Raw genomic sequence first — 13,372 nt, 5'->3', positions numbered from 1 at the left:
GATGGCCTTCGATCTCTACGCCGCATTCGTGCCCACCGCCCGCCAGCTTCTTGGCGCGCTGCCCGGGCTGATCGACAAGGGCGAGGAATTTGCCGAAGCCGAGGGGATCGACCTGCTCGAGGCGCGGCTGGCCGACACGATGTGGCCGCTGCCCTGGCATATCCGCGCCTGCTGGATGCACAGCGGTTACGCGCTCGACCAGCTGGCCGCCGGCGCGTTCACGCCCGATTTCTCGGATGTGCCCGACAGCTGGGACGCGATGCGCGCGATGGTCGCCGCCGCGGCCGACCGCATGGAGGCCGCCACGCCAGAGGAGATCGACGCGCTGGCGGATCGCCCGATCGACTTCGTGCTCGGGGGGCAAACCCGCTTCACCCTGCCCGGCGAGCGGTTCCTGCTGGGGTTCAACATGCCCAACTTCCAGTTCCACGCGACCACGTTCTACGCCATCCTGCGCATGAAGGGCGTGCCGCTGGGCAAGCGCGACTACATGGGCAACCCTGCTGGCCCGATGTTCCAGCAGGCGGGCGCTGCGGGCTAAGCTTTTCGGGCGAACCAGATCGTGTGGCGCGGCCCCTTGTTGTTGGGCCGCGCACGCACGGTCCGCTCTTCGACTTCCAGATCGGCATCGTTCAGGCGCCGGAAGAACTTCGGATCGGGCCCGGCGGACCAGACCGCCAGCACGCCGCCGGGGGCCAGCGCATCGCGGGCGCGCGCGAGACCGGTGCGAGTGTAGAGCCGTTCATTACCGGTGCGCACGATCCCGTCGGGCCCGTTGTCGACATCGAGCAGGATCGCATCCCACGGGGCGACGGTGCCATCGAGTGCATCGTCGATCAGAGCCGCGACGTCGCACAGCTCCACGCGCGCACGTGGGTCGGACAAAGTGTCGCCGGTAAGATGCGCAAGCGGGCCTTTCGCCCAGTCGAGGATTTCGGGCACGATCTCGGCCACGGTCACCCGACCGCCGGGCCCCAGCTTCGCGAGCGCGGCGCGCAGGGTGAACCCCATGCCGTACCCCCCGATCAGCACGCGCGGATCCTGCTTGCCGAGTTCCGCGATGGTGAGTTCGGCCAACTGCTCTTCGGAAAAGCGCATGCGCGTTCCCATCAGCTCGTCTCGTCCCAGCATGACGACGTGATCGCCGCCGTGCTTCACCAGCGTCAGCGTGTCGCCGCCCGGGATCTGCGCGACGGCGATCGTTTCGCGGGGGAGCATCAGCCGAGCACCGGTGGATCGGGCTGCGCGAGTGCGATTTCGAGCCGGGCGATCGCGCCCCGCCCGACCGGCGCCGCCGCCATGGTGAAACGGCCGCCGAGCGACTGGGTGAGCGTGCGCGCGATCCGCAGGCCGAGGCTGTCGGACGTCTCGAGATCGAACCCGTCGGGAAGGCCTTTCCCGTCATCGGCGATGGTCACCGATACGCCCGCGTCCGACGGCGCCACGGTGACGATCACGTGCCCCTTCTCGCCCGCGCCGAAGCCGTGCTCGATGGCGTTGTTCAACGCTTCGGCCACCACCAGCGCGGTGGGGATCGCCTTGTCGGCGGGCAGCGCGGGGTCGCTTTCCTTCACGAATTCGTAGCTCAGGTTATCGCGCCCGGACGCGGCGATTACGTCGCGGGAGATCTGGTCGATATACGCCGCCAGGCTAAGCTGCGCCCCGGCCGGATCGTAGAGCTGGCGATGGATGCGCCCGACGAGGCCCAGACGGCGGCTCGCCTCGTCGAGTGCGGCCTTCGCCGCGTCGTCGGTCAGTTGGCGTTTCTGGAGAGCGATCAGGGAGGACACCATCTGCAGGTTGTTGCCGACCCGGTGCTGCAACTCGCGGAACAGCATCTCGCGCGTGTCGACGAGGTCGAGCGTGCGGCGGCGCTCGATCAGCAGGTCGCAGTTCGCGTTCTGCATCCAGTGGACGAGCGCGATGTCGACGGTGACGATGAAGACGTAGAACGCCAGCGCCAGCGCCGAATTGAAGCTGAGGGCAAAGCTGTCGACAGGCGGGATGAAGAAGTACCACGCGGCGAGGCCCGACAGCACGGCGCAGACGATCCCGGGCCGCAGACCGAAGAAGAACGCCGAGACGATGACGGCCGGAAAGAAGGTCAGGTAGGGGAAGCCGGGCGGCAGCCCCTCGCCGATCTCCCAGCGCACCCACCACGCCAGCACGGCGAGCGCCAGCGCCACGCCGTAGCCGATCCAGGGGCGATCCTGTTCGAGCGGCAGACGCGAAAGGAACGGCACATGGCCGGTATTGTCACCACTCATGATCCAAGACCTCCGTCGATCCCGGCCGCGACCCGGGCCTTTCACAAGAAAGGCCGCGCGAACCCTAGCAGTCCACGCGGCCTTGCTCGGTTTTTCAATCCTCTAGTGGAGGATCAGTCCTTCAGGAAGTCGGGAATGTGATCCCCGCCTTCACGCGGTCCGCGGTCCTCGCGGTCGCGACGCGGACCCCGATCGCGTCCACCGCGGTCGCCGCCACGGCCACCACGATCGCCGCCACCGCGGGGTCCGCGACGGTCGCCGCCGCGGTCACCGCGATCCTGGCGCGGTTCGCGGGGGGGACGGGTGTCCTCCAGCTCCTCGCCGGTTTCCTGGTCGACCACGCGCATCGACAGGCGGACCTTGCCACGCTGATCGATCTCGAGGACCTTGACCTTCACTTCCTGGCCTTCCGACACGACGTCGGTCGGTTTCTCGACCCGTTCGTTCTTCATTTCGCTGACGTGGACGAGACCGTCCTTGCCGCCCATGAAGTTCACGAACGCACCGAAATCGACGATGTTGACGACCTTGCCGTCGTAGATCTTGCCGACTTCGGCCTCTTCCACGATGCCCGCGATCCACTTGCGGGCCGCTTCGATCTGGCTGAGGTCGGACGAGGAGATCTTGATCAGGCCTTCGTCGTCGATGTCGACCTTGGCGCCGGTCTCGGCGACGATCTCGCGGATCACCTTGCCGCCGGTGCCGATCACGTCGCGGATCTTCGACTTGTCGATCTGCATGGTCTCGATGCGCGGGGCGTGGGCCGACAGTTCGGTGCGGGCTTCGCCCAGCGCCTTCTGCATCTCGTTCAGGATGTGGGCACGGCCGCCCTTGGCCTGGTTGAGGGCTGATTCGAAGATCTCGCGTGTGATGCCGGCGACCTTGATGTCCATCTGCATCGTGGTGATGCCTTCGGAGGTACCGGCAACCTTGAAGTCCATGTCGCCAAGGTGATCCTCGTCGCCGAGGATGTCGCTAAGCACGGTGAACTCCTCGCCTTCGAGGATCAGGCCCATCGCGATGCCGCTGACCGGCCGAGTGATCGGCACGCCGGCATCCATGAGAGCCAGCGATCCCCCGCAAACCGTCGCCATCGAGGACGAACCGTTGGACTCGGTGATGTCAGACACCACGCGGATCGTGTAGGGGAAGTCCTCCTTCGAAGGCAGCACCGCGCGGAGCGCACGCCAGGCAAGCTTGCCGTGCCCGGTGTCGCGGCGGCTCGGCGCGCCGAAGCGTCCGACCTCGCCCACCGAATACGGCGGGAAATTATAGTGCAGCATGAAGTTCGAGTAGGAGAGACCCTCCAGCCCGTCGATCATCTGCTCGCTGTCCTTCGTTCCCAGCGTGGCGGTGCAGATCGACTGCGTTTCACCGCGGGTGAACAGCGCCGAACCGTGTGCACGGGGAAGGATGTGCACTTCCGACACGATCGGGCGGACCTGGTCCGTCTTGCGGCCGTCGATACGCGTGCCGTCCTTGAGGATGGCCTTGCGCACGATGTCGCTTTCCAGCTTCTTCACTAGCTTCAGGCGGCCCATGTAGCCGGCCGGGTCGCTGGCTTCGAGGTCGGCGAAATGCTCGCGGGCCTTGGTGCGGGCGGCGTTGATCGCGTTCTGCCGTTCGGCCTTGTTGGTCAGCTTGTAGGCGGCAGCCAGGTCTTCACCGATGACGCCGCGCAGTTCTTCGAGCACGCCGGCCTTGTCTTCGACCTTGGCCAGTTCCCACGGGTCGCGGGCAGCTTGCTCGGCGAGATCGGTGATGAGGCCGACGACCTTCTTGATCTCGTCGTGGGCGAACAACACTGCGCCCAGCATGACCTCTTCGGCAAGTTCCTTGGCTTCCGATTCGACCATCATGACGGCGTTGCCGGTGGCGGCGACGACGAGGTCGAGCGCACCGTCGGCGGCACGGTCCTGACGCGGGTTGAGGATGTATTCGCCATCCTCGTAACCGACGCGCGCGGCGCCGATCGGGCCCATGAAGGGCACGCCCGAAATGGTAAGCGCAGCGGATGCCGCGATCATCGCGAGGATGTCGGGCTCGACCTCGCCGTCATAGCTCAGCACCTGGGCAATGACGTTGATTTCGTTGTAGAAACCCTCGGGGAACAGCGGGCGGACCGGACGGTCGATGAGACGGGAAACCAGCGTTTCCTTTTCGGTCGCGCCGCGTTCACGCTTGAAGAAGCCGCCCGGGATGCGCCCGGCGGCGAAGAACTTTTCCTGGTAGTGAACGGTCAGGGGGAAGAAGTCCTGCCCCTCCTTCACGGTCTTGGCGGCGGTCACGGCGCACAGCACCACGGTTTCGCCATAGGTCGCCAGAACGGCGCCATCAGCCTGGCGCGCGATGCGCCCGGTTTCCAGGGTGAGGGTCTTTCCGCCCCACTCCATGCTTACGGTCTTGGTGTCGAACATGTGTTTTCCTTCGGCCCGCCAGCCCTATTGCATCGGCGGGGTTTGCTGCCGGGGATTCCGTCCCGGTCCGGTGCGGGGCTATTCGCGCCCCAGGGCCAGCTGCCGGATGCGACTGGCCGGATAAACGAAGGGGCGACCGAAGCCGCCCCTCCGAGAAACTGGTTACTTGCGAAGCCCGAGCTTCGCGATCAGCGCATTGTACCGCTCCACGTCCTTCTTCTTGAGGTACGCGAGGAGGCTGCGGCGCTTGTTGACCATCATCAGGAGGCCGCGGCGCGAGTGGTTGTCCTTGTGGTGATCCTTGAAATGCTCGGTGAGGTTGCGAATACGCTCGGTGAGGATCGCGACCTGCACTTCCGGCGAACCGGTATCGCCGGTGCCTTGCGCGTTGTCCTTGATGATTTCCTGCTTCTTTTCGGCAGTAACGGTCATGTGTTTTCGTCTTTCGCGGTATCGGGGAGGTTGAAGCCCCGGACGACTTTCGCCGCCTGTCCGTCGGATTCCATCAGGGCCACCGGTATGCCACCGGATGTGCCGAGGAAGAGCCCGGTCGGGAGGGCATGTCCGGAAACGATCCGGCCCTGTCGGGCCGCCTGCGCGCTTTCCGGGTCGAGTTCGTGGGCCGGGATACCGTCCAGCCCTGCCTCGAGCGGCAGAAGGTGATCTTCAAGGCGCGCGCCCTTGCCGATTTCGTTCAGCAAGTCCAGCGAAATCGCCTGATCCTCGTGGAACGGGCCTGCCTTCGTCCGCCGCAGATAGGTCACGTGCCCCACCGTTCCAAGCGCGCGTGCGATGTCCCGTGCAAGGGAGCGGATGTACGTGCCTTTCGAGACATGCGCGGTCAGCGTCACGCTGTCGGCGAGTTCGAGCGGGACGAAGCCGATCTCGGGATCGGGGCGGGTCGCGGTGGTGGCGAACGTCGAATAGAGCGCCTCGTCGCGCGGCTGCAGCCCGCTGGTGAGCGAATGGATCGTGACGCGGCGGGTCGCAAGCTCCACGTCCTGCCCCGACCGGGCGAGGTCGTAGGCGCGTTTCCCGTCGATCTTGAGCGCGGAATAGGCGGGCGGCACCTGGTCAATCTCGCCCGTGAACAGGGGCAGCACAGCCTGCAGGGCGGCGATCGAAGGCCGCTTGTCCGACCGGGCGATCACGGCGCCCTCGGTGTCGAGCGTGTCGGTTTCCTCCCCGAATGCGATCGTGAATTCGTAGACCTTGCTGGCGTCCAGCATGCGTCCGGCGAGCTTGGTCGCTTCGCCGAGCGCGATCGGCAGCACCCCTTCGGCCAACGGATCGAGCGTGCCGCCGTGGCCGATCTTCGGCATGTCTTTCGACTTCGGGCCGAAACCCGCCTCGCGCAAGTTGCGTTTCACCGCCGCGACCGCCTGGGTCGAGCCGAGCCCGCGCGGCTTGTCGAGGATCAGCCAGCCGTTCACCAGCCTTCCTGTGGCGCTCACGCGCCGGCCACCGCGGCGGCGAGCGAGAGGAACTGGTCGAGCGCCCAGTCCACCGGGGGACCGACGACGCGCCCGATCAGGTTCGCATCGGGAAAGGCCCACGTCGCGGCGATCAGCGCGATGAACAACAGCATCCCGAGATTGCGCAGCTTCGCGTACTGCGCCGCGAGGCTGCGGGGCAGCAGCCCCTCGACGATATGGCTGCCGTCGAACGGCGGGATGGGCAGCAGGTTGAACAGGCCGAGGAACGTGTTGATGAGAATGAACACGATGAGACCGGTGCCCAACATCGATGTCGATCCGTCGGCCGCGAAGATCGTCGGCAACCCGTTGTCCGTGAGCCCGAGCGTCGATCCCGCCGTCAGCGTCAGGCCCAGCGCGACCGCGGCGATCGTCGCCAGCAGAAAGTTCATTCCCGGCCCCGCCGCGCCGACCAGCATCATGCCGGTGCGCGGGTTGTCGAGCCGGTTGAAGTTCACCGGCACCGGCTTGGCCCAACCGAAGATGGGTCCGCCGAACAGCGCCAGCGCGCCGGGGACCAGCAATGTCCCGACTGGATCGACATGGCGAATGGGGTTGAAGCTCAGCCGCCGCTGCTCCTTCGCGGTCGGATCGCCGAGCGCGAGCGCGGCCCAGCCGTGCGCGACCTCGTGAAACACGATGGCGACGATCAGGCACGGGATCAGGATCGCCGCGAACAGGAGGGTATCGGACATGGGGGTTATGTAGGGCTGCCGAGCGCTTCGCTGAAGTGCTTGCGACACAACGCTACATACCGGTCGTTGCCGCCGACCTCGGTCTGCTCGCCTTCGTGCACCGCCCCGCCGCCCGCATCGACGCGCAGGTTCATCGTCGCCTTGCGGCCGCAGTGGCACACGCCCTTCAGTTCGACGAGCTTGTCGGCGATGCCCAGCAGCGCCGCCGAGCCCGGGAATAGTTCGCCCCGGAAGTCCGTGCGCAGGCCGTAGCAGACGACGGGAATGCCCGCCTCGTCGGCCAACCGCGCGAGTTGCCAGGCCTGGTCCCTCGTAAGGAATTGCGCTTCGTCCACCAGCACGCAGTCGGGGACGGGATCGCGCGTCGTCACTTCCGCCCACAAGTCGGTAGCGGGATCGTAGAGGTGCGCGTCCGCTTCCAGGCCGATGCGGCTGCGCACCATCCCCTCGCTGCGTGTGTCGAGCTGCGCGGTCCACAGCATCGTGCGCATGCCCCGTTCGCGGTAGTTGAAATCCGCCTGCAGCAACGTGGACGATTTGCCGGCGTTCATGCTGGCATAGTAGAAATAGAGCTTGGCCATCAGTCGTCGTCGGGCTCGAGATCGCGGACGACCTTGGGATCGTTGAGCAGTCGCTCGATCCGCTCGGCCTCGTCGAAGCTCTCGTCCGGCTTGAACCGGAGCTTCGGCGCGAACTTGAGCCCGAGGCGTTTGGCCACTTCGCGCTGGAAGAACGCGGTGTTCGTCCGCAGCGCCTTCAGCACGATGTCCTCGTCCTCACCCAGCAGAGGCTTCACGTAGGCATTCGCGTTGCGCAGGTCCGGCGTCATCCGCACCTCGGTCACCGACACGCTGTGGGCGGTCAGCACGTCATCGTGGACCTCGCCCCGCGCGAGCAATTCGGACAGGATATGCCGCACCCGCTCGCCCACCTTGAGGACGCGGACCGACTGCTGTTCGGGGGTGGATGCGTTACGCGCCATCGGCGCCCTCCATCTTGGCAAGAATGCGCCTCAGCGAACGCATGTTGCGCGCGGTGCCGCTGCAGCCGAGCCGCTTGTCCATGAATGCGCCGGTCAGTTTGCTGCCCGCGACGCCGTCGCCGAAGTCGATATGGAGCGCGCGCGTGCCGGACGCGAGTTTCTCGCCGCCCCGGCCGGCATGGTCGGCCATCAACGCGGCGAACTGCGCCTCAGTCGGCTGGCAGGTGAGGAAGTGCGTGTGGACGAACTTGTCCTCCCCCACCCCGGAAAATGGATTCTCCGCGATCGCCGCCGCGAGCGCCGCCCGGTCGAGCACGACGACGGCCGACCGGATGTCGAACCGGTCGGCGACGATCCACGCGATCTTTTCGGCCAGGCCTTCCGCCGGGCGGTCTTCGTGGTCGAACAGCACGTTGCCGCTCGCCACCACCGTCTCGACGCCCTCGAACTCCTCGCGCTCGAGAGCGTCGCGCAAATCCGCCATCGACAGCCGGTTGCCGCCGACGTTGATCGAACCGAGGAGCGCTAGGTAGCGAGCCATCGCTTACAGCGTGCGCTCGCGCTCCTCGACCTCGAACACCTCGAGCTGGTCGCCCGCCCGGATGTCGTTGGTGTCGGCCAGCACGACGCCGCATTCGAGACCCGCGCGGACCTCGTCCACGTCGTCCTTGAAGCGCCGCAACGACGCGATGGTCGTCGCCGAGACGATGACGTCGTCGCGCGTGAGACGGGCATGGAGGCCCTTGCGGATGACGCCCTCCTCGACGAGCAGGCCGGCGGCCTTGTCGCGCTTGCCGCTCTTGAAGACCTCCTTGACCTGCGCACGGCCCATGACGTTCTCGACCTTGAGCGGGCCCAGTTCGCCGATCATCTCCTTCGAGATTTCCTCGGTCAGGTGATAGATCACGTCAAAGTACTTCATCTCGACGTTGTCGCGCTTCACGAGGTCGCGCGCCTTCGGGTTCGGGCGCACGTTGAAGCCGATGATGGGCGCCTTGCTCGCCGCCGCCAGCTGGACATCGCTTTCGGTGATCGCGCCCACACCGGCGTGCAGCACGCGGACCTTGATGTCGTCGTTCGACAGGTTGTGCAGCGCCGAGACGATCGCCTCGACCGAACCCTGCACGTCGGCCTTCACCAGCACCGGGAATTCGACCACGTTCGACTGGAGTCCGGCGAACATCGTGTCGAAGTTCGTCGGGGCCAGCGCGGTGCGCTTCTCGGTCGCTTTTTCCTGACGGTAGCTCGCGACTTCGCGGGCGCGCTGTTCGTTCTCCACCACGGTCAGCTGGTCGCCCGCCATCGGCACCCCGCCGAGGCCGAGAACCTCGACCGGGAACGAGGGTCCGGCTTCCTTCACCTGCTTGCCCTTGTCGTCGACCAGCGCACGGACGCGGCCGCTCTGGGTGCCGACTACGAAGGTGTCGCCGCGCTTCAGCGTACCGCGGGTGACCAGAACGGTCGCCACGGGGCCGCGGCCCTTGTCGAGCTGCGCTTCGACGACGGTCGCCTCGGCATCGCGGTCCGGCCGCGCCTTCAGTTCGAGCAGTTCTGCCTGGAGCAGGATCTTCTCGACCAGTTCGTCGAGCCCGGCCTTGGTCTTGGCGCTGACTTCCACGTCCTGCACGTCGCCGCTCATCGCTTCGACGATGACTTCGTGCTCGAGCAGGCGCTCGCGGATCTTCTGCGGGTTGTATTCCTCGCGGTCGGCCTTCGTGATCGCCACGATCATCGGCACGCCGGCCGCCTTGGTGTGATTGATGGCCTCGATCGTCTGCGGCATGATCCCGTCGTCGCCCGCGACCACCAGGATCACGATGTCGGTGACGTTCGCACCGCGCGCCCGCATCTCCGTAAAGGCGGCGTGGCCCGGCGTGTCGAGGAAGGTGACCTTGTCGCCGCCCTTGGTCTGGATCTGGTAGGCGCCGATATGCTGGGTGATGCCGCCGGCCTCGCCCCGCACCACGTCGGTGCCGCGCAGCGCGTCGAGCAGGCTGGTCTTGCCATGATCGACGTGGCCCATGATCGTGACCACAGGCGGGCGTGCCTTCAACGTCTCCTCGGGGTCCTGATCCTCGGCCGAGACGATGTCGACATCGCTTTCCGACACGCGTTCGATGTTGTGGCCGAATTCCTCGACCAGCAGTTCGGCAGTGTCCTGGTCGATCGTCTGGTTGACGGTGACCATCATGCCCATGTTGAACAGCGCCTTCACGAGGTCGGCGCCCTTTTCGGCCATGCGGTTGGCCAGTTCCTGGACGGTGATTGCCTCGGGCACCACGACGTCGCGGACCTGCTTCTCGCGCTTCTGCGCAGGGCCGCCGTGGAGACGGCGTTCCTTTTCGCGGGCACGCTTGAGCGCGGCGAGGCTGCGGGCGCGGCGGCCTTCGTCCTCGTTCAGCGCCTTGGTGACGGTCAACTTGCCCGAACGGCGCTTGTCGCCGCCGCGGTCGGCCGTATCGGCCGGCGCGCCGCGCTTGTCGTCCTTCTTCTTGACCTCGGGCCGTTTGGGCTCGGGGCGGGCGACCGGGGTGAACCGGCGCGGAGCGGGCGCGCTTTCGCCGCCGGCGGCTCCGTCGGCAGCAAGGGCCGATGCTGGCGCTTCGGCAGTCGCAGCCGGTTCGGCGGGCGCTTCGGTTGCAGGCGGAGCCTTGGCGTCTTCCGCAGCCTTCTTAGCGGCGGCTTCCTCGGCCTCGCGATTGGCTTCGCGGGCGCGCTGTTCGGCTTCGATCGCGGCCGCGCGTTCGGCGGCCTCGCGCTCGGTCTGCTGGGCGAGAGTCGCGAGACGCGCTTCCTCGGCCTCGCGCTGCAGGCGGGCGACCCGCTCCTGCGGGGTTTCGCCGGCGGGCGAGGGCTTCTTCTTCGCGGCGGGCGCGGGTGTGGCTGCCGGAGGGGGCGGCGGCGGCGGAGGCGGGGGCGGCGGGGGCGGCGGCGGCGGGGCTGCCGCCTCGCCGGGCTTGCGAAGGACGCGGCGCTGCTTGACCTCGACCACCACCTTGTTGGTGCGGCCGTGGCTGAAGGTCTGCTTGACCTCGCCGCCGTCGACCGACCGCTTGAGGCCAAGCGGCTTGCGTTCGCGCGGGGTGTCGTTGCTATCGCTCATATAACTCGTCTTCGTCCTTCGATCAGTCGTCCGTCGCGCCGGAATCGCTTCCGGCGCCAGTGTCGGCCGCGTCTTGCGGCCCAAGGAAATGCATCAGGCGCGATAGCGCGAGGGATACTCGCGCGGCGGCCTTGGGGTCGGCCAGCGCCATATGGACGACGTTGTCGCGGCCCATTGCCACAGACAAAGCCGCCCGGTCCAGTGGCAACACGGTGCCGGTCTCGCCGCTGCCTTCCGCGTCGCGCCCGACCCGCCAGGCCTGGTCGAGCTTGCGATTGCCGTCCGCGCTCGAGTCGCGGGCGTGGAGCAGCAGGTTGACCGCCCCGCCGCGGGCATGCTCGGCAATCCGGTCGCTACCCAATATGAGGTGTCCGGCCCGCATTTCGAGTCCCAGCCGGTCGAGGAACGCGCGGGTGAGGCCGTCTTCGATGCGGTCCGGCAGGTCGTCCGGTACGGTCAGCGCCGCGCCCTTGAACGCGCGGGCGAGGGCGCCCTTGAGCCTGCCCTTCTCCATCGCGGTCTCGAGTTCGGCGCGCGAGACGCCGAGCCACGCGCCGCGGCCGGGCGCCTTGGCATGCACGTCGGGCAGCACCGTTCCGTCCGGCGCGATGGCCAGGCGGAGGAGGTGCGCGCGCGGTCCATGCGCCCCGGAGAGGATGCACTTGCGCTCCGGTTCCGCCTTGCGGAGAGCCGGCGCCTGGGCATCCCGGAAAGTGCTGCTTTCCGGGGACCCTGCTTCAGCGATGTCGGAGCCTAGGCGCTCATTGTTCGGAGTCCGCATGCGCGGCCTCCTCGGATGCGGATTCGCCGGCGGTTGCCGGCTCCTCGTCCTCGAACCAGTGGGCGCGAGCGGCCATGATGATCTCGTTGCCCTGCTCTTCGGTCAGGCCGTACTCGCCGAGCACTCCGCCCTTGTCCTCGGGACGGGCCTTGACGATGTCGGCGCGCAGCCGCGGACCGTCGGTCGGAGCGGACTGTCGGCGCCGGGGCGCCTCGCGCTTCTTGGCGATGAGTTCGTCGGTCGCGAGATCGGCAAGGTCGTCGAGGGTCTTGATCCCGGCCTTGCCCAGCGTGACCAGCATCTGCTCGTTGAGGTGCGGCAGCTCGGCCAGCGCATCCTCGACACCCAGTTCGGTGCGTTCGGAACGGTAGCCGGCGTCGCGGCGCTCCAGCGCCTCGGTCGCGCGGCTCTGAAGTTCCTCGGCGAGCTCATCGTCGAAGCCCTCGATGCCGGCCAATTCGGCCAGTTCGACATAGGCAACTTCCTCAAGCTCGGCGAAGCCTTCGGCAACGAGCAACTGCGAAAGCGTTTCATCGACGTCGAGTTCTTCCTCGAACATCTTCGAGCGCTCGGCGAACTCCTTGGAACGCTTCTCCGAGGCTTCTTCCTCGGTCATGATGTCGATCTGGTGGCCGGTGAGCTGGCTCGCCAGGCGCACGTTCTGGCCGCGGCGACCGATCGCGAGGCTGAGCTGATCGTCAGGCACGACGACTTCGATGCGGTTCTCATCCTCGTCGAGCACGACGCGCGCGACCGTCGCCGGCTGCAGCGCGTTGACGACGAACGTCGCGGTGTCCTCTGACCAGGGGATGATGTCGATCTTCTCGCCCTGCAGTTCCTGCACCACCGCCTGCACGCGGCTGCCCTTCATGCCGACGCACGCGCCGACGGGATCGATACTGCTGTCGCGGCTGATGACGCCGATCTTCGCGCGGCTGCCCGGGTCGCGGGCGGCGGCCTGGATGGTGATTATGCCGTCGTAGATCTCGGGCACTTCCTGCGCGAACAGCTTCTTCATGAAGTCGGGGTGCGCGCGGCTGAGGAAGATCTGCGGGCCGCGATTGTTGCGCTCCACCTTGGTGATCAGCGCGCGGACACGGTCGCCCGGACGGGCGGCCTCGCGCGGGATCTGCTGGTCGCGGCGGATGACGCCCTCGGCCCGGCCGAGGTTGACGATCACGTGGCCGAATTCGACCGACTTGATCACGCCGGTGATGACTTCGCCTGCACGATCCTGGAACTCGTTGAACTGGCGCTCGCGCTCGGCATCGCGGACCTTCTGGAAGATCACCTGCTTCGCGCTCTGGGCGTCGATGCGGCCGAGATCGACCGGCGGCAGCGGATCGACGATGTAGTCGCCGACCTTGGCATCCTTGTCGAGCTTGGCGGCCTGTTCCAGGTTAACCTGCTTGAAGTAGTCGTCGACCTCCTCGACCACTTCCACGACGCGCCACAGGCGCAGGTCGCCGGTCATCGGGTCGAGCTTGGCCCGGATGTCGTTCTCGTTGCCGTAGCGGGCGCGCGCCGCCTTCTGGATCGCCTCTTCCATCGCTTCGATGACGATCGCCTTGTCGATCATCTTTTCCGAAGCGACCGAGTTCGCGATCGCGAGCAGCTCGGCCTTGTTGGCGGAAATCGAACTGGCCATGGGG

13 protein-coding genes are annotated in these 13,372 nt (G+C 67.0%); 1 reads left to right on the top strand and 12 read right to left on the bottom strand.

Translation table 11 applies throughout. The annotated features are described in order from the left end of the window. Window position 1 precedes the first annotated feature (1 nt). Entirely contained in the window at window positions 2-541 is a 540-nt protein-coding gene (locus D4766_RS10510; RefSeq protein ID WP_120717415.1) for a DUF1993 family protein, read from the top strand. Here the strand turns inward: D4766_RS10510 and D4766_RS10505 are convergent. The 12 genes from D4766_RS10505 to nusA all read right to left on the bottom strand — a co-directional run bounded on the left by D4766_RS10505 (window position 538) and on the right by nusA (window position 13,368). Further along, a complete protein-coding gene (locus D4766_RS10505; protein ID WP_120717414.1) occupies window positions 538-1,218 on the bottom strand; it encodes a spermidine synthase family protein in 681 nt (226 codons plus the stop codon). The genes D4766_RS10510 and D4766_RS10505 overlap by 4 nt on opposite strands. Beyond that, window positions 1,218-2,267, bottom strand: a complete 1,050-nt coding sequence (locus D4766_RS10500; RefSeq protein ID WP_120717413.1) for a sensor histidine kinase — start codon at window positions 2,265-2,267, stop codon at window positions 1,218-1,220. The genes D4766_RS10505 and D4766_RS10500 overlap by 1 nt, the downstream gene beginning before the upstream one ends. Window positions 2,268-2,380: 113 nt before the next feature. After that, window positions 2,381-4,684 (bottom strand): polyribonucleotide nucleotidyltransferase, encoded by a 2,304-nt coding sequence (pnp, locus tag D4766_RS10495; protein ID WP_120717412.1) that lies wholly within the window; start codon window positions 4,682-4,684, stop codon window positions 2,381-2,383. Between the two features lie 162 nt (window positions 4,685-4,846). After that, window positions 4,847-5,116 (bottom strand): 30S ribosomal protein S15, encoded by a 270-nt coding sequence (rpsO, locus tag D4766_RS10490; RefSeq protein ID WP_120717411.1) that lies wholly within the window; start codon window positions 5,114-5,116, stop codon window positions 4,847-4,849. Beyond that, window positions 5,113-6,138, bottom strand: coding sequence for a tRNA pseudouridine(55) synthase TruB (truB, locus tag D4766_RS10485; protein ID WP_234024774.1), 1,026 nt, complete (start codon window positions 6,136-6,138; stop codon window positions 5,113-5,115). Before truB ends, rpsO begins: the two co-directional genes overlap by 4 nt. Continuing rightward, window positions 6,135-6,854 carry a site-2 protease family protein gene (locus D4766_RS10480; protein WP_120717410.1) on the bottom strand — a complete coding sequence of 240 codons (720 nt, stop codon included), beginning with the start codon at window positions 6,852-6,854 and terminating at the stop codon, window positions 6,135-6,137. Before D4766_RS10480 ends, truB begins: the two co-directional genes overlap by 4 nt. Before the next feature lie 5 nt (window positions 6,855-6,859). Next, window positions 6,860-7,435, bottom strand: a complete 576-nt coding sequence (locus tag D4766_RS10475; protein WP_120717409.1) for a thymidine kinase — start codon at window positions 7,433-7,435, stop codon at window positions 6,860-6,862. Continuing rightward, complete coding sequence (gene rbfA, locus D4766_RS10470) at window positions 7,435-7,836, bottom strand: 30S ribosome-binding factor RbfA (protein WP_120717408.1); 402 nt, start codon at window positions 7,834-7,836, stop codon at window positions 7,435-7,437. Before rbfA ends, D4766_RS10475 begins: the two co-directional genes overlap by 1 nt. Then, window positions 7,826-8,377: a DUF1697 domain-containing protein gene (locus tag D4766_RS10465; RefSeq protein WP_120717407.1), complete on the bottom strand. Its 552-nt coding sequence runs from the start codon at window positions 8,375-8,377 to the stop codon at window positions 7,826-7,828. Before D4766_RS10465 ends, rbfA begins: the two co-directional genes overlap by 11 nt. 3 nt (window positions 8,378-8,380) lie before the next feature. Further along, window positions 8,381-10,939 (bottom strand): translation initiation factor IF-2, encoded by a 2,559-nt coding sequence (gene infB, locus D4766_RS10460; protein WP_120717406.1) that lies wholly within the window; start codon window positions 10,937-10,939, stop codon window positions 8,381-8,383. A gap of 22 nt (window positions 10,940-10,961) precedes the next feature. Further along, window positions 10,962-11,720 carry a DUF448 domain-containing protein gene (locus D4766_RS10455; RefSeq protein WP_120717405.1) on the bottom strand — a complete coding sequence of 253 codons (759 nt, stop codon included), beginning with the start codon at window positions 11,718-11,720 and terminating at the stop codon, window positions 10,962-10,964. Continuing rightward, entirely contained in the window at window positions 11,701-13,368 is a 1,668-nt protein-coding gene (gene nusA / locus D4766_RS10450; protein ID WP_120717404.1) for a transcription termination factor NusA, read from the bottom strand. The genes D4766_RS10455 and nusA overlap by 20 nt, the downstream gene beginning before the upstream one ends. Window positions 13,369-13,372 lie beyond the last annotated feature (4 nt).

The organism is Tsuneonella amylolytica (genome assembly GCF_003626915.1).
GTDB classification, from domain to species: Bacteria; Pseudomonadota; Alphaproteobacteria; order Sphingomonadales; family Sphingomonadaceae; genus Tsuneonella; species Tsuneonella amylolytica.
Note: the sequence above shows the minus strand (reverse complement) of the source record. Positions and strands in the feature narration are given on the sequence as shown.